The sequence below is a fragment of the Micromonospora sp. I033 genome, from assembly GCF_053890995.1.
Genome location: NZ_JBSSLX010000026.1, coordinates 1 through 14,674, shown reverse-complemented (window position 1 = coordinate 14,674; position 14,674 = coordinate 1). Strand labels below are relative to the sequence as shown.

Below are 14,674 nucleotides of genomic sequence, written 5' to 3'. Positions count from 1 at the left end.
CGGGCGCCGCCGGGCGCGGGAGAAGGGACGAGCGGATGCGGGCGATCACTCTCGACCGGGACGGGGCGGAGCCGACCGCCCGCGACGACCTGGCCCGGCCCAGCCCCGGCCCGGACGAGGTGCTCGTCCGGGTGCGGGCGTCCTCGGTCAACGCCTTCGACCGGAAGGCGGCGGCCGGGATGATGCGGGGGGCGATGGACTACCGGTACCCGGTGGTGCTCGGCAAGGACTTCGCCGGCGAGGTCGAGGCGATCGGCAGCACCAGCCCGTTCCGGGTGGGCGATCCGGTGTTCGGGGTGCTCATGCGCCCCTACCTGGGCGACGGCACGTGGGCCGAGTACGTCACCGTCGGCGGCGGGGACGGCATCACCCGCGTCCCGGACGGGATCGAGCTGTCCACCGCGGGCGTGCTCGGGCTGGCCGGCGCCACCGCCCTCGACACGCTCGACGCGCTCGCCGTCCGGCCGGACGACACGGTGCTGGTGGCCGGGGCGACCGGTGGCGTCGGCGCGCTGGCCGTGCAGTACGCCCGGCTGGCCGGCGCCCGGGTCATCGCCACCGCCCGCCCCGGCCCCGCGACCGACTTCGTCCGGGACCTGGGCGCCGCCGAGGTGGTCGACTACACCGCCGACCTGACCGGGCAGGTACGCGCGCTCGCCCCGGACGGCGTCTCGGCGGTGGTGCACCTGGCCGGGGACGGCGCGCCGCTGGCCGGGCTGCTCGCGGCCGACGGGCGGCTGGCCTCCACCATCGGCTTCGGCCCGGACCAGCACCCGGCGGCCGTCTCGATCCTCGGCAAGCCGGAGCGGGGCACGCTGGACCGGCTCGCCGACGACGTGCTGGCCGGCCGCGTCCGGGTGCCGGTCCACCGCCGTTACGAGCTGGCCGAGGTGCCCCAAGCCCTGGCGGAGTTCTCCGGCGCTCTGGGAAAACTCGCGGTCAGCATGCCCTGACCGGCCCGGCGTTCGAACATCTGTGCGAACATGTGCTGGTGTCGAGCGAGGCCACCATCCTGCACGCCGACCTGGACGCGTTCTACGCCTCGGTCGAGCAGCGCGACGACCCCCGGCTGCGCGGCCGGCCGGTGATCGTCGGCGGCGGAGTGGTCCTCGCCGCCAGCTACGAGGCGAAGGCGCGCGGGGTGCGCAGCGCCATGGGCGGCCGGCAGGCCCGGCGGCTCTGCCCGGACGCCGTCGTGGTGCCGCCCCGGATGGCGGCCTACACGGCGGCCAGCCGGGCCGTGTTCGAGATCTTCCGCAGGACCACCCCGCTGGTCGAGGGGCTCAGCATCGACGAGGCGTTCCTCGACGTGGGCGGGCTGCGCCGGCTGGTCGGCCCGCCCGTCGACATCGCGGCGGGGCTGCGCCGGGAGGTCCGCCGGCAGGTGGGCCTGCCGATCACCGTCGGGGTGGCCCGCACCAAGTTCCTCGCCAAGGTCGCCAGCGGGGTGGCCAAGCCGGACGGGCTGCTGGTCGTCGCGCCGGAGGGCGAGCTGGCCTTCCTGCACCCGCTGCCGGTGGAGCGGCTCTGGGGCGTCGGCCCCGTCACCGCCACGAAGCTGCGCGAGCGGGGCATCCGGACCGTCGGGCAGGTGGCCCGGCTCGACGAGCCGACCCTGGTGTCGCTGCTCGGCGCGGGCGCCGGCCGCCACCTGCACGCTCTCGCCCACAACCGGGACCCACGCGCCGTGCAGGTCGGGCGGCGGCGCTCCTCGATGGGCGCCCAGCACGCCCTGGGCCGCGCGCCGCACTCCCCCGCCGAGCTGGACGCCGTGCTGGCCGGGCTGGTCGACCGGGTCACCGGGCGGATGCGGGCGGCCCGGCGCACCGGCCGCACGGTCACCCTGCGGCTGCGCTTCGCCGACTACACCCGGGCCACCCGCGCGCACACCCTGGACAAGCCGACCGCGCAGACCGGGCCGCTGCGGGCCGCCGCCCGCTCGCTGCTGCGCGCCGCGCTGCCGGAGATCGAGACCCGGGGAGTCACGCTCATCGGGGTCGCCGTCGGCAACCTCGACGACGGGCACGTGCAGCTCACCCTGCCGTTCACCCCCGACCCGGGGCCGGCGCTGGACGCCGCCGTGGACGCGGTGCGGGACCGGTTCGGGTCGCGGGCGCTCACCCGCGGGGTGCTGCTCGGCCGGGAGCCCGGATTCGAGATGCCCATGCTGCCCGACTGAGGGTAGGGTCCACCGGTGTCGATGTTCCGCACCCCGCAGGTGATCCTGTTCAGCGAGGACGTGCCCCGGGCCGCCGCCTTCTACGCCGGGCTCGGCTTCACCGAGACCTTCCGGGTGCCCGCCGAGGGCCCGCCGATCCACGTCGACCTGACGCTGGACGGCTACCGGATCGGCATCGCCTCGGTGGCGTCCACCCGCGACGACCACGGGCTCGACCCGGTGCCGAGCGGGCAGCGCGCCGCCGTGGTGCTCTGGACCGACGACACCGCGGCCGCGTACGCGACGCTGACCGCCGCGGGCGCGCCCGCGCTCGCCGCCCCGCACGTCTGGCTGGACCGGCTGCTCATCGCCTGGACGGCCGACCCGGACGGCAACCCGGTCCAGCTCGTCCAGCCCTGGGCGGGCGAGTCGTGAGCGTGCACGATCGGGACTGGCGGGAGAAGACCGGCGGTCGATGACCACCTGGACGAACGGCCCGGACCCCGCGAGGGTCCGGGCCGTTTCAGCACTCGTCCGGGTCAGTGCCTCCTCCCTGGGTAGGAGACGGCGGCTCGGACCTGCGGCCGGCATCGGGGCTCGCGGTCGGACGCTATCGGGCCGCCCGCCCACCAGCATCTACAGGCATGACTACCGTGCTGAACCGGGCGGCGCGCTGGCACCGCCCCCTCATGCTCTTCGTCGCGGCGATGGCGGTGCTCACCGTCGTCGCGGCGGTCGGCGTCGTGGCCGACCCCCGGGTGCTCACCGGCGCGCCGATCTGGCTCAAGCCGCTGAAGTTCGCCATCTCCTTCGTGCTCTACGGCACGACCCTCGCCTGGATGCTCACCCTGCTGCCGCGCCGGAGCCGGGTCGCCGAGTGGGCGGCCACGGTGATCGTCGCCATGTCGGTGGTGGAGATGGCGATCATCGTCACGCAGGTGCTGCGCGGCACCACCAGCCACTACAACGGCACCACCCCGCTGAACGCCGCGCTGTTCTCGGCGATGGGCGCGGCGATCATGGTGCTCTTCGTCGCCCAGCTGGTCATCGGGATCGTGGCGCTGCTGCGGCCGGGCGCGGACCGGGTCGCCGGGTACGCCGTCCGGCTGGGCCTCGGCCTGTCCCTGCTCGGCATGCTGGTCGCCATCCCGATGGTGACCCGCACGCCCGAGTCGGCTTCCGAGGAGATCAGCGGGGCGCACAGCGTCGGCGTGGCGGACGGCGGGCCGGGGCTCCCCCTGGTCGGCTGGAGCACCACCGGCGGCGACCTGCGGATCGGGCACTTCGTCGGGCTGCACGCCCTCCAGGCGCTGCCGCTGCTCGCGATCCTGCTCAACCGCTTCCTCGGCGCCCGGCTGGACGAGCGGACCCGGGCCCGCCTGGTGCTCGTCGCCGGCGCGGCGTACGGCGCGGCCACGCTGCTGCTCACCTGGCAGGCGTTGCGCGGGCAGCCGCTGCTGCGCCCGGACGCGCTCACCCTCGCCGTCGCGGCGGCCCTGGTGGTGGCGACCGCGACCGCCGCCGGAACGGTCCTGGCACACGGGCGGCGTCGCGCGGACCTGGTGCTGGCCGCATGACCGGGACGCTGTTCACCCTGACGTTCGCGCTGGCCGCGCCGTTCTGGGCGCTGATGATCCTGGCGCCCCGCTGGTCGTGGACGGCCCGGATCGTCGGCTCGCCGCTGATCGTCCTCCCGGTCCTGCTGATCTACGCGATCCTGGTGCTCCCGGCGCTCGGCCGGGTGCTGCCGGTGGTCACCGCACCGACCCTGGCCGGCGTCCGCGACCTGCTGGGCAGTGTGGACGGTGCGGCGGCGGCCTGGGCGCACATGATCGGGTTCGACCTGTTCGTGGGCCGGTGGATCTGGCGGGACAGCCGGGAGCGGGGCATGCCGGCCCTGCTCCTGGCACCGGTGCTGGTGCTGACCATCCTGCTCGGGCCGCTCGGGCTGGCCGTTCACCTCGGACTGCGGACCCGGTGGGCGGTCCCCCCGGCTCCCCGTCGCACCGCCTAGGCTGGCGTCGTGGGCTGGGTGGGGCGCCTGTTCGACGCGCGGGACACGCTCGCGCGGATGCTGCTGCTGGATCTCAGCGGCCTCGGCTACCTGGTCTTCGGCGCCCGGGCCCACCACACGCCGACGGCCGCCCAGTGGGCACTCGCCCTGGTCGCGTTCGCCGCCGCGCTGGTGTGGCACCGCCGGCCGCTGGTGAACCTGCTGGCCCAGGCCGCGCTGCTGGCGGCCGCCTTCCCGCTGGTCGACGACACGACGATCAACCAGGTCGGGGCCAGCTGGGCGCTGCTGGAGCTGACCATGTGGGCCGAGCGGCCCCGCACCATCTGGCTGGCCGCCGGCCTGCTGATCGCGGTCGACCTGACCGACTCGATCGGCGACCCGGTCCGGCGGCTGCTCTCCGGGATCTTCGGGCTGACCATCGAGGTCGGCCTGCCGCTCCTGCTCGGCCTGGTCATCCGCACCACCCGCGAGCTGGCCCGGCAGGCCGGGGAGCGCGCCGCCGAGGAACAGCGCCGGCGGGAGTCGGAGAGCCGCGCCGCCCGCGCCGACGAACGCAGCGCCATCGCCCGCGAACTGCACGACGTGGTCGCGCACCACGTCGCGTCGATGGTGCTGCGCGTCGGGGTGGCCCGGCACGTCCTGCCGGACCTGGACCCCCGGGTCAGCGAGGTCTTCGACGACGTGCACGGCACCGGGACGGCCGCCCTGAACGACCTGCGCCGCCTGGTCGCCGTGCTGCGCGACCCCGACGGGGTACGCGGGGACGCCGCGCTGACCGCGATCGAACCGTCGGCGCTCCCGGCGGCGCTGGACACGGCGGTGGACCGGGCCCGCCAGGCCGGCGTCACGGTGGAGGCCGACGTCGACCCGGCGGTCGGGTCGCTGGACGCGGTGCGCGGCCAGGCGGTCCTGCGGCTGACCCAGGAGGCGCTGACCAACGTGGCGAAGCACGCCGGCGCCGCGGCGCGGGCCCGGCTGTCCGTGGCGGTGGTCGACGGATCCGTGCACTGGGAGGTGTCGGACGACGGGCGCGGGTCGGTGCCGGCCGCGGTGCCGGCCGGCGGCGGCCACGGCCTCACCGGGATGCGGGAGCGGGTCGAGGTGCTCGGCGGTCGGCTGGAGGCCGGGCCGACCGGCGCCGGCTGGCGGGTCCGCACGGTCCTGCCGGCCGGGGGCGACGCCACCGCCGGGCCGCCCGGCTCCGCGACCCGCCCGCCGGAGCCGGCGGCGCCCCGCCCGCGCCCGGCCGGCCCGCACGCGCCGGAGCCGGCGTGATCCGCGTCCTGCTGGTCGACGACCAGCACCTCATCCGGGCCGGCCTGCGCATGCTCTGCGACGCCCAGCCCGACCTGGAAGTGGTCGGCGAGGCCGACAACGGTCGCGAGGCGATCGCCCTCGCCGCACGGCTACGGCCCGACGTGGTCGTCATGGACCTGCGGATGCCCGGCGTCGACGGGATCACCGCGACCAGCCGGATCCTCGCCGACCGCCCCGCCACCCGGGTGCTGGTGCTCACCACGTTCGGCGACGACGACCACCTCTACCCGGCGCTGACCGCCGGCGCCTGCGGCTTCCTGCTCAAGGACGCGCCCCCCACCGACCTGCTCGACGGCGTACGCCGGGCGGCCGCCGGGGACAGCCCGTTCAGCCCGGAGGTGCTGCGGCGGCTGGTCCAGCGGGCGGTGCACGCGCGCGCCGAGGCGCCACGGCCGGTGCCCGGCCTCACCACGCGCGAGCGGGACGTGCTGAACCTGGTGGCCGAGGGCCTGTCCAACACCGAGATCGCCGACCGGCTGCACATCGGCGTCACCACGGTCAAGACCCACATCACCAGCCTCATGGCCAAGACCGACAGCCCCAACCGGGTGCGCCTGGCCCTGTGGGCCCGCGGCGCCTGAGCCGGCCGGCCTCACTCCTCGATCGCGCCGCCCACCGCGCGCAGGTGCTCCCGGAAGGTCAGCGCCGGGTTCTCCGCCCGGCCCGCCAGGTACGCCCCGAACCCGACCTGTGCCCGCAGCGGCTCGCCGGCCCGGATCCGGTCGGCCTGCCGTCGCTCGGTGTCCCGGATGGACTCCGCCAGGTCGAACAGGTCGCCGACCCGGCCGGCCGGCACGAAGAGCACCCCGTCCTCGTCGGCAAGGGCCACGTCGCCGGGGTCGACCGTCCACTGCCCCACCCGCGCCGAGGCCAGCGCCTCGGCCGGCCTCGGGTCCAACCGCTGCGGCCCGGTGGGCGTGGCGCCCAGGCTGAACACCGGCAACCCGACCGCCCGGATGTCGCCGGTGTCCCGGTGCAGGCCCCAGACCACCAGGCCGGCCAGCCCGGCCGCCCGCGCCTCCAGCAGCACGAGGTCGCCGACGCACGCCTCGTCGACCCGCCCGTCGTTGTCCACCACCAGCACGTCGCCGGGATCGGCCCGGTCGATCGCCTCCAGGAAGATGTCGACGCTGCCGACGTGCCGGGCCGGCAGCACCCGACCGGCCAGCCGCCCGCCGGCCAGCACCGGCCGTACGCCGGCCGGGGCGCAGCGCACCGGGACGGCGGCCCGCAGGCAGGCGTCGGCGACGTGGGCGGTGGTCAGCGCGGCGAACCGCCCGGTCAGCTCTGCGCGGTCGATGCTCATGGGCCCGACGCTAGCCAGCCGGCGCGGCCGTGGGAGGTGCCAGTTCCCGGCTCGTGGCTCCGGTTCGGCACCCGACCGGCGGCTCAGCTCGGGCCGGACGGGCGCGCCGGCGGGCGGAACGGTTCGGGACGGGCCCGGGTGCGCCCGGCCACCCGGTTCCACCGCCGCGCGCGCGGGGTGTGCCGGGCCGGCCGGGGCAGGTGCGCCCGCAGCGGCGGGCGCCGTTCCGCCTCGCCCGCGCCGGCCGCCGTGCGCACGGTCCGGTTGGCGTCGTCCGGCTCGTACCCGATGGCGCGCAGCACCTCGCTGTCCGCCGTGCGGAGGTCGGTGATCACGCCGTCGCCGTAGGACCGGACGCCCTCCGCCCAGGCCCGGCCGGCCAGCTCGGCGCTCTCCCGCACCAGCCGGCGGGTGTCGGTCAGGTCGTCGCCGTCCCGGCACTCCCGGCTCATCGCCCGGACGGCGTCGCCGAGGCGGGTCACGGCGTCGGCCAGGGTCGGCGGGATCGGCTCGCCGTACTGGAGGGCGGTGGCCGAGCGGCGGGCCACCGAGCGGGCGTACAGGATCACCCGCTCCAGGTGCGCCGCGGCGTTCGCGTACCGGTGGAACTGGGCCCGCCGGCGCCAGCGGACGGGCGCGAGGGTGACCACCTCCTCGGCCCCGCTGAGCGCCTCGTTGAGCCGCCCCACGTCGGCGTCGAGCCCCCGCATCCGCTCCAGGGCACGGACCGCCGCGTCGGCGTCCCGGGTGGTCAGTGCCCGGGCGACGGCGTCGAGCTCGCGGGTGAGTGCGGTGACGATCGGTTCCGTCGCCCGGTCCAGCACGCGCAGCGGGTTGACCGGCAGCAGCAGCGCCACCACGCCGAGGCCGACCAGGCCGCCGACCAGCGCGTCGAAGATCCGGGGCAGCTCCAGGCCGGGCTCGACCGGGGCCAGGGTGGCGATCAGCACGGCCGTACCGCCGGCCTGGCCGACCAGGGCGCCGCCGCGCCCGGCGACCAGCAGCGCGGTCGCGATGGCCAGGGCGACCACCAGGCCGGTCTGCCAGGACCCGGAACCGAGCAGGTCGCGCAGCACGTCACCGACCACGATGCCGAGCCCCACCCCGATCAGCAGTTCGAACGTACGCCGGGCCCGCTGGCCGATGGCGGTGGCGATGGTGCCGACCGCGGCGGCCGGCGCGAAGACGTGCGCGCCGGGCCCGAGCAGGCGCTGGGCCAGCAGCGCGGCGAGCGCGGCGGCCAGCCCCGCCTGCACGGCGATCACGACGGTGATCTCGAGCTGGCGCAGCCGCAACCGGCCGGCCTTACGCCCCTCGGCGCGGGCGTGGGCCAGCGCCCGCCCGGTCCGCTCGGCGGCCCGGTCCAGGGGCGAGCGGACGGTGTCCGGGCGGTCGTCGGCCATGGCGGCGGTTACCCGGCGCGGCGCGGGTGAATCGTCCGGTTGCGGGGCCGGCCCGGCGGCCGGGTCAGCGCCGGAAGGTGCGGTCGAGCAGGTCGAACAGGGCGGCCCAGTGCCGCTCGGTGGCCTGCTCGTCGTACATCGGGGTGTCGGCCTGGGTGTAGCCGTGGCGGGCGCCCGGGTAGACCTCCGAGCGGTAGGTGACGCCGGCCGCGTCCAGCGCCTTCTCCAGGGTGGCGATCTGCTCGGCGGTCATCGACGGGTCCTGGTCGGCGTGGCCGAAGTACAGCTCGCCGCGGACCGCGCCGACGCCCAGGTGCGGGCTGTCCGGGGCGTCGGTGACCACCCGCCCGGCGTGGAAGGCGGCCGCCGCGACGATCCGGTCCGGGTGCGCCTCGATGGCCCGCAGCGCGTTCGTGCCGCCCATGCAGTAGCCGGTGACTGCCGCGCCGCCGGGCGCGACGCCCGGCTGCGCGGCCAGGAAGTCCAGGTAGGCGGCGGTGTCCCGGGCGACCACGTCCGGGGTCAGCGAGCCGATCATCGGGGAGATCTTCTCGAACAGCTGGCCGCGCCGGTGCTCGTCGCCGAGGCCGGAGAGGTCGACCAGCGGGGCGCGGCCGAAGCGGTGGAACAGGTTCGGCACCAGCACGACGTACCCCCGGGCGGCGATCGTGCCGGCCATCTCGGCCAGCCGCGGGCGCAGCCCGAACGCGTCCATGAAGAGCAGGACCGCTGGGAAGGGCCCGTCCCCGTCGGGCCGGACGAGAAGGGCGTCCGCCATCCCGTCGCCGGTCGGCACGTCCACGGTCGTCGTCTGCATCCCCGGACCTCCCTGTGCGGCGCGTTCCGCGGTGCACGCTACCCCGCCGCGGGCGCCCGGCGCGGTGAGGCCTTCCGGTCGGCACGGCGACGGGGCATCCTGGATGGATGGGAGAGGTGCGACCGATGCCCAGCTTCGGGGACCTGTTCACCGACCTGCGCGGCGAGGACCGGACGCTGCGGGTCAGCTACCACCCCGACCGCGGCGCCGTGGTGCTGTCGCTGTGGAGCGGCACGCTGTGCCGAGGCTCGTTCCGGATGCCCGCCGACGACGTGGACCGGCTCCTCGCGCTGCTCACCGCCGTCCGGACCGCCGCCGACGGGGAGGACGGGGCCGGGCCCGGGAGGGTCGCCGCCGAGAGCGCGGCCCCCGTCCCCGAGCCGTCCGTGGAGCGCACCGGCGACGTCTCGGGTACGGCCCGGCGTGTCGCCCTGCCGACCCCCCGGGTCGCCTGAAAGCTGAAACCGGACGAAGGAGCAGCTTTTTCTTCTTCCGCGCACTACCGTTTCGGTAGGAGTTCGGAAGGGAGGGACGATGCGTCCCGTCTCACCACACGTCAGTCGCCACCGCCACCCCGCCGCGCACGCCGCGCTCGGGATGGCCCTCCTCGTCGCCGGCCTGGCCGTCCCGGCCACCCCCGCCGCGGCCGCCGGCCCGACCACCGGCACCACGTTCACGCTCGCCGCCACCAGCCAGCCGACCCTGCGGCAGGGCTCCCGGGGCGCCGCCGTGACCCAGCTCCAGACGCGGCTCACCGCCCTGCGCTACGACGTGGGCGGGGTGGACGGCATCTTCGGGCCGTCGACGCACCACGCGGTCGTCGCCTTCCAGAAGGTCAACGGCCTGGCCCGTGACGGCATCGTCGGGCCGCGCACCTGGGCGGCCCTCGACCGTCCGGTCGTCCCGAAGCCGAAGTACCGGCACCCCGGCTACTCGATCGAGGTGGACCTCACCCGGCAGGTGCTCTACCTCGGCAGGAACGGGGTGGTGTTCCGCATCCTGGACGCCTCCAGCGGCAAGGCGAGCACCCCCACGCCGACCGGCAACTGGACGATGCAACGACGCATCGACGGCTGGCGGCAGAGCGAGCTCGGCCTGCTGTGGCGGCCGTACTACTTCTACCGCGGCTACGCGGTGCACGGCGCGACCTCCGTGCCCACCTACCCGGCCAGCCACGGCTGCGTCCGGGTGCCCATTCCGGCGATGAACCGGCTGTGGGCCACCATCCGCATCGGCACCCCGGTGCACATCTACCGCTGACCGTCGTCACGGTGCGGCGGGCCACCGGGTCGTTTGCGGCGGCGGAGCGCGGGAAGACGCCTTCTCCCAGCCGAGAGGGAGGCGTCGAGGTGGACCAGGACGAGTTCATCGGCTCGGTGGCGAAACGCTGCGGCATGTCGTCGGAGCAGGCCACGGCCGTCACGCGGGCCACGTTGACCACACTGGCGGAACGGATCGACGGCGGGGAGGCCCGGGATCTGTCCGCCCGCCTCCCCGAGGCGCTGCGGGCGTACGCGTTCGGCGGCAGCGAGACCGGCGAGCGGTTCGGGCTCGACATCTTCGTGCAGCGGGTCAGCGAGCGCGCCGACGTGGACGTGGGCCGGGCCAAGGACGGGGCGACCGCCGTGTTCGACGTGCTCCGCGACGCCGTCGACCCGGCCGCCTACGCGCAGGCGGTGGGCCAGCTCCCGGCCGAGTACGGCGAGGTGGCCGACCAGACCGCGCCGTTCGTCCAGCGCAGCCGGTGACGGGCGTCGGACGATGAGCGTCGGCGGCGAGAACCCGCTGCGCCGGCCACCGGAGGCCGACGCGCAGGAGCAGCGGCAGGACGAGACGGTGGTCGGCCCGCCGGACACGATCGGGGACGCGGTGCCCGAGGCCACCGAGGCGGACCTGGCCGAGCAGGGCGTGCTCATCCCGCCGAGCGACGGCACCGGCCTGCCCGACGCGGTGCGCGGTGACCTCACGGCGGCTGACGCGCTGGAGCAGAACCAGGAGATCCCGACCCCCGACGAGGACCGCCGGGACTGACCGCTCAGCGGTCCGGGCTGTCCGCGGCGGCCATCAGGCGGAGCGCGTTCGGGTCCAGGCCGATGCGCACCGGCGTCTCCCCGTAGGGCTCGCCGTCGACCTCGATGCGCGCGGGCCGGTCCGTCTCCAGCCAGAGCTGGCGGACGGCCAGGAACGGCTTGTCCCCGAGGGTGCGGCGCTGCCCGGCCGCCGCGTTGCGCGCCGTCTCACGCAGCAGGCCGCGCCGGGTCGGCCCGCCGACCGGGTACGCGACCAGCAGCCGGTCGTCGGCGTTGGCGTCCGCCGTGATCGGCCGGCCGGCGTGGAAGCCGCCGTTGGCCACGTACACCTGGTGGGTGTCGAAGCCGTGCTCCCGCCCCTCCGCGCGCACCGTGACCCGCAGCGGCCGGTGCCGGGCCAGCAGCCCGAGCGCGGTCAGCGGGTACGCGAGCCGGCCGACCACCCGCTTCAACCGCGGCGGCGCGGTCAGCATGATGTCGGCGGACAGCCCGATCCCGACGTGGTTGGTGAACCGGGTGTCGCCGATCAGCCCCAGGTCGACGTCGATCACCTTGCCGTCGGTGAGCAGGCCGACGGCGGCGTCGAGGTCGAGCGGGACGCCGACGGTGCGGGCGAAGTTGTTGGTGGTGCCCAGCGGCAGCAGGCCCAGCGCCATGTCCCGGTGGGCGAGCAGCCGCGCCGCCGCGCCGATCGTGCCGTCGCCGCCGCCGGCGACCAGCAGGTCCGGCCCGAGGTCGGCGGCCTCGGCGAGCACCCGGTCCAGTGAGCCGGGCCGCTCGACCGGATACGCGCCGAGCAGCGTGAAACCGGCCGCGCGCAGTCGGGAGTGGACGGTGTCGTAGAGCCGGCGGCCGCGGCGGGAGTGGGCGTTGACGACCAGCGCCGCCCGCCGCTCGCCCCGGATGGCCGCCCCGAGCTCCTGCTTGGTCCGCACGGTTCCCGACCCTATCCGCCGGCCCGCCGCTCAGGGTGGCAACGGAGGGCCGGGGTTCGGGGTCAGTGCACGGCGACGGCGACCGCGGCCGGCTCGACCGGGGCCAACCGCGCCGGCCGGACCACGGTGAGCAGCACGACCAGGGCCACCGCCATGCCGCCGGCCACCACGGAGGCCATCGCCACGCTGCCGGTGCCGAGCACGCCGACCAGCGGCGCGGCGAGCGCGCCGACGCCGAACTGGACCGCACCCAGCAGCGCGGCGGCGGTGCCGGCCGCCTCCCCGTGGCGGGACAGCGCCAGGGCGGGCGCGTTCGGCATGGCGAGCCCGGCCGCGGCGAGCACCACCCAGAGCGAGGCCAGCACGGCCGCCAGGCCGCCGACGCCGGTGGCCGCGAAGCCCACCAGCACCAGGCCGGCCGCGGTGCCGACGGCGAGCGCGCTGACCAGGATCCGCTGCGGGGTGTAGCGCCGCAGCAGCCGCACGTTGAGCTGGGTGGCGGTGATCAGGCCGACCGCCCCGGCGCCGAACGCCAGCCCGAACTGCTGCTCGTCCAGCCCGTACCGCTGCTGGAAGACGAACGACGACCCGGCCACGTACGCGAAGAGCGCCGCCATGGCGAGCCCGGCGACCAGCACGAGCCCGACGAAGGTCCGGTCGCGCAGCAGAGCCCGGTAGTCCCGCCCGACGGCGGCGAGGCCGCCGCGGCGGCGGCGCTCCGGCGGCAGGGTCTCCCGGAGCCCGACCGCCGCGACCACCACGAGCAGGAGCCCGAAGACGGCGAGGGCCACGAACACGCCCCGCCAGTCCGACCAGCGCAGCAGCCCGGAGCCGAGGGTGGGCGCCAGGATCGGCGCCGCGCCCATCACCAGCATGAGCCGGGAGAAGAGCCGGGCGAAGGCGGCGCCGCTGAACAGGTCACGGACCACGGCCATGGCGACCACCGAGGTGGCCGCGACACCGAGCCCCTGGAGCACCCGGAGCACGCCGACCACCTGGACGGTCGGCGCGACCACGCACAGCAGCGAGGCCAGGATGTGCAGCGCGATACCGGCGAGCAGCGGCAGCCGCCGGCCCACCGCGTCGGAGAGCGGGCCGATCAGCAGCTGGCCGAGGGCGAGCCCGGCGAGGGTGCCGGTGAGGGTGAGCTGCACGGCCGCCGAGGTGGTCGCCAGATCGGCGGTGATGGCCGGCAGCGCGGGCAGGTACATGTCGATGGTCAGCGGCCCGATCGCGATCAGCGAGCCGAGCACCAGCACGAGGCGCAGCTGCTGCCCGCGACTCATCAGGTCACCGGGCGTCTCGGCGGTCGGTGCGGGAGAGGACTGCGCAGTGGTCACACCTGGCAGCAAATCCCCGACGGCCGATCTCATTCCCGCCACCGGCGAAGGTGCCCCAGGTCACATCGGCTCGTTGAACCGTCCGCCGCACGTTTTCACCGGAAGGAGACACCGTGCCCGACTACCCGCAGCCGGCCGCCGAGGTCGGTCGGATCGAGCCGGCGCCCCGCCGGATCCGCGCCTTCCTGGCCGGCGAGCTGGTGCTGGACACCACCCGCGCCCGGTACGTCTGGGAGTGGCCGCCCTACCCGCAGTACTACGTCCCGGTCGCCGACGTGCGGCGGGAGTTGCTGGTCGACGAGGGACGCGCCGAGGAGACCGGCCGCGGCACCGCGCGGCTGCACGGGTTGCGGGTCGGCGAGTTCGCCCGGGCCGGCTGCGCCCGGTGGTACGGCGACGACGCGCCGCCCGGGCTGGCGGACACCGTCCGGTTCGACTGGGCCGCGCTGGACGCCTGGTTCGAGGAGGACGAGGAGGTCTTCGTCCACCCCCGCAGTCCGTACTCCCGGGTGGACGCGCTGCGCTCCACCCGGCACGTCCGGGTGGAACTGGACGGGACGGTGCTGGCCGAGTCGACCTCGCCGGTGCTGGTCTTCGAGACCGGGCTGCCGACCCGCTACTACCTCAACCGCACGGACGTGCGCTTCCAGCACCTCGTGCCGTCGCGGACCCGGACCGCCTGCCCGTACAAGGGCCGCACCAGCGGGTACTGGTCGGTGCGGGCCGGCGACCGGGTCCATCCGGACCTGGCCTGGTCGTACAGCTTCCCCACCGCGGCCCTGCTGCCGATCGCCGGGCTGGTCACCTTCTACAACGAGAAGGTCGACCTGGTGGTGGACGGCCAACGCCTCGCGCGGCCGCGGACGCAGTTCTCCTGACCCGGCGCGGCGGGCAGCGGGCGACGCTCCCGGCTGCGTAGGGTGGGGCGGCAGTCCGTGACCTCACGGCCGGCGCCGTCGGGGTCCACGCCGCCATCGCCGAACGCGCACGGGAGGAGCGTCAGCGTGACCGCCACTGACTGGACCAGAGATGTCGAGGGCGTCGGCCGATACGCCGATGTCAACGGCATCAACCTCTACTACGAGACGCACGGCACCGGGCACCCGCTGATCCTGTTGCACGGCGGGCTCGGGTCGGGCGAGATGTTCGGGCCGGTGCTGCCCGCGCTGGCCGCGCGGCACCAGGTCATCGCCGTCGACCTGCAGGGCCACGGCCGCACCGCCGACGTCGACCGCCCGCTGGACCTGCGGACGATGGCCGACGACATCGCCGCGCTCGTCGACCACCTCGGGCTGGACCGGCCCGACCTGGTGGGCTACTCGCTCGGCGGCGGCGTGGCGCTGCGCGCCGCGGT

18 protein-coding genes are annotated in these 14,674 nt (G+C 76.0%); 13 read left to right on the top strand and 5 right to left on the bottom strand.

The annotated features are described in order from the left end of the window. Positions 1-35: 35 nt before the first annotated feature. From ACW0Q9_RS07295 to ACW0Q9_RS07265, 7 genes are all read left to right on the top strand, one after another. Positions 36-953: an NADP-dependent oxidoreductase gene (locus tag ACW0Q9_RS07295; RefSeq protein WP_456179161.1), complete on the top strand. Its 918-nt coding sequence runs from the start codon at positions 36-38 to the stop codon at positions 951-953. Between the two features lie 38 nt (positions 954-991). Beyond that, positions 992-2,179 (top strand): DNA polymerase IV, encoded by a 1,188-nt coding sequence (gene dinB / locus ACW0Q9_RS07290; protein WP_456179160.1) that lies wholly within the window; start codon positions 992-994, stop codon positions 2,177-2,179. A gap of 21 nt (positions 2,180-2,200) precedes the next feature. After that, positions 2,201-2,593: a VOC family protein gene (locus tag ACW0Q9_RS07285; protein ID WP_456179198.1), complete on the top strand. Its 393-nt coding sequence runs from the start codon at positions 2,201-2,203 to the stop codon at positions 2,591-2,593. A 209-nt stretch (positions 2,594-2,802) separates the two neighbouring features. Then, entirely contained in the window at positions 2,803-3,735 is a 933-nt protein-coding gene (locus ACW0Q9_RS07280) for a hypothetical protein (protein WP_456179159.1), read from the top strand. Continuing rightward, on the top strand, positions 3,732-4,172 hold the full coding sequence (locus tag ACW0Q9_RS07275; protein WP_456179158.1) for an ABA4-like family protein: 441 nt from the start codon (positions 3,732-3,734) through the stop codon (positions 4,170-4,172). The genes ACW0Q9_RS07280 and ACW0Q9_RS07275 overlap by 4 nt, the downstream gene beginning before the upstream one ends. Positions 4,173-4,181: 9 nt before the next feature. Then, positions 4,182-5,447, top strand: a complete 1,266-nt coding sequence (locus ACW0Q9_RS07270; RefSeq protein WP_456179157.1) for a sensor histidine kinase — start codon at positions 4,182-4,184, stop codon at positions 5,445-5,447. Next, complete coding sequence (locus tag ACW0Q9_RS07265) at positions 5,444-6,070, top strand: response regulator (protein WP_456179156.1); 627 nt, start codon at positions 5,444-5,446, stop codon at positions 6,068-6,070. The genes ACW0Q9_RS07270 and ACW0Q9_RS07265 overlap by 4 nt, the downstream gene beginning before the upstream one ends. Before the next feature lie 11 nt (positions 6,071-6,081). Here ACW0Q9_RS07265 and ACW0Q9_RS07260 read toward each other — a convergent pair whose 3' ends face one another. The 3 genes from ACW0Q9_RS07260 to ACW0Q9_RS07250 form a co-directional block, all read right to left on the bottom strand. After that, positions 6,082-6,795 (bottom strand): RraA family protein, encoded by a 714-nt coding sequence (locus tag ACW0Q9_RS07260; RefSeq protein ID WP_456179155.1) that lies wholly within the window; start codon positions 6,793-6,795, stop codon positions 6,082-6,084. Between the two features lie 83 nt (positions 6,796-6,878). Continuing rightward, positions 6,879-8,198 carry an FUSC family protein gene (locus ACW0Q9_RS07255; protein ID WP_456179154.1) on the bottom strand — a complete coding sequence of 440 codons (1,320 nt, stop codon included), beginning with the start codon at positions 8,196-8,198 and terminating at the stop codon, positions 6,879-6,881. Between the two features lie 64 nt (positions 8,199-8,262). Beyond that, positions 8,263-9,015, bottom strand: coding sequence for a dienelactone hydrolase family protein (locus ACW0Q9_RS07250; RefSeq protein WP_456179153.1), 753 nt, complete (start codon positions 9,013-9,015; stop codon positions 8,263-8,265). Positions 9,016-9,140: 125 nt separating this feature from the next. Here ACW0Q9_RS07250 and ACW0Q9_RS07245 point away from each other — a divergent pair, with 125 nt between their 5' ends. The 4 genes from ACW0Q9_RS07245 (at position 9,141) to ACW0Q9_RS07230 (ending at position 11,046) form a co-directional block, all read left to right on the top strand. Then, complete coding sequence (locus tag ACW0Q9_RS07245; protein WP_456179152.1) at positions 9,141-9,470, top strand: hypothetical protein; 330 nt, start codon at positions 9,141-9,143, stop codon at positions 9,468-9,470. 79 nt (positions 9,471-9,549) lie between these two features. After that, positions 9,550-10,275 (top strand): L,D-transpeptidase family protein, encoded by a 726-nt coding sequence (locus ACW0Q9_RS07240; protein WP_456179151.1) that lies wholly within the window; start codon positions 9,550-9,552, stop codon positions 10,273-10,275. An 89-nt stretch (positions 10,276-10,364) separates the two neighbouring features. Continuing rightward, on the top strand, positions 10,365-10,763 hold the full coding sequence (locus ACW0Q9_RS07235; RefSeq protein WP_456179150.1) for a DUF2267 domain-containing protein: 399 nt from the start codon (positions 10,365-10,367) through the stop codon (positions 10,761-10,763). Positions 10,764-10,776: 13 nt separating this feature from the next. Further along, a complete protein-coding gene (locus tag ACW0Q9_RS07230) occupies positions 10,777-11,046 on the top strand; it encodes a hypothetical protein (RefSeq protein WP_456179149.1) in 270 nt (89 codons plus the stop codon). A gap of 4 nt (positions 11,047-11,050) precedes the next feature. Here ACW0Q9_RS07230 and ACW0Q9_RS07225 read toward each other — a convergent pair whose 3' ends face one another. Both ACW0Q9_RS07225 and ACW0Q9_RS07220 read right to left on the bottom strand, forming a co-directional pair. Next, positions 11,051-11,980 (bottom strand): diacylglycerol/lipid kinase family protein, encoded by a 930-nt coding sequence (locus ACW0Q9_RS07225; RefSeq protein WP_456179148.1) that lies wholly within the window; start codon positions 11,978-11,980, stop codon positions 11,051-11,053. A 62-nt stretch (positions 11,981-12,042) separates the two neighbouring features. Further along, a complete protein-coding gene (locus tag ACW0Q9_RS07220) occupies positions 12,043-13,266 on the bottom strand; it encodes a multidrug effflux MFS transporter (protein WP_456179197.1) in 1,224 nt (407 codons plus the stop codon). A 167-nt stretch (positions 13,267-13,433) separates the two neighbouring features. Here ACW0Q9_RS07220 and ACW0Q9_RS07215 point away from each other — a divergent pair, with 167 nt between their 5' ends. Together ACW0Q9_RS07215 and ACW0Q9_RS07210 are read left to right on the top strand one after the other, a co-directional pair. Further along, the gene (locus tag ACW0Q9_RS07215) at positions 13,434-14,198 is read left to right on the top strand and encodes a DUF427 domain-containing protein (protein WP_456179147.1); all 765 of its coding nucleotides are present in this window, start codon (positions 13,434-13,436) and stop codon (positions 14,196-14,198) included. 189 nt (positions 14,199-14,387) lie between these two features. After that, positions 14,388-14,674 (top strand): alpha/beta fold hydrolase (locus ACW0Q9_RS07210; protein WP_456179195.1); only part of this gene is annotated, 287 nt, incomplete at its 3' end.

Bases quoted from the DNA above. Each gene is read 5' to 3' on its own strand.
- ACW0Q9_RS07250 (WP_456179153.1), bottom strand. From the start codon at position 9,015: ATGCAGACGACGACCGTGGACGTGCCGACCGGCGACGGGATGGCGGAC.
- ACW0Q9_RS07280 (WP_456179159.1), top strand. From the start codon at position 2,803: ATGACTACCGTGCTGAACCGGGCGGCGCGCTGGCACCGCCCCCTCATG.
- ACW0Q9_RS07275 (WP_456179158.1), top strand. From the start codon at position 3,732: ATGACCGGGACGCTGTTCACCCTGACGTTCGCGCTGGCCGCGCCGTTC.
- ACW0Q9_RS07295 (WP_456179161.1), top strand. From the start codon at position 36: ATGCGGGCGATCACTCTCGACCGGGACGGGGCGGAGCCGACCGCCCGC.
- ACW0Q9_RS07260 (WP_456179155.1), bottom strand. From the start codon at position 6,795: ATGAGCATCGACCGCGCAGAGCTGACCGGGCGGTTCGCCGCGCTGACC.
- ACW0Q9_RS07255 (WP_456179154.1), bottom strand. From the start codon at position 8,198: ATGGCCGACGACCGCCCGGACACCGTCCGCTCGCCCCTGGACCGGGCC.
- ACW0Q9_RS07245 (WP_456179152.1), top strand. From the start codon at position 9,141: ATGCCCAGCTTCGGGGACCTGTTCACCGACCTGCGCGGCGAGGACCGG.
- ACW0Q9_RS07285 (WP_456179198.1), top strand. From the start codon at position 2,201: ATGTTCCGCACCCCGCAGGTGATCCTGTTCAGCGAGGACGTGCCCCGG.
- ACW0Q9_RS07240 (WP_456179151.1), top strand. From the start codon at position 9,550: ATGCGTCCCGTCTCACCACACGTCAGTCGCCACCGCCACCCCGCCGCG.
- ACW0Q9_RS07230 (WP_456179149.1), top strand. From the start codon at position 10,777: ATGAGCGTCGGCGGCGAGAACCCGCTGCGCCGGCCACCGGAGGCCGAC.
- ACW0Q9_RS07220 (WP_456179197.1), bottom strand. From the start codon at position 13,266: ATGAGTCGCGGGCAGCAGCTGCGCCTCGTGCTGGTGCTCGGCTCGCTG.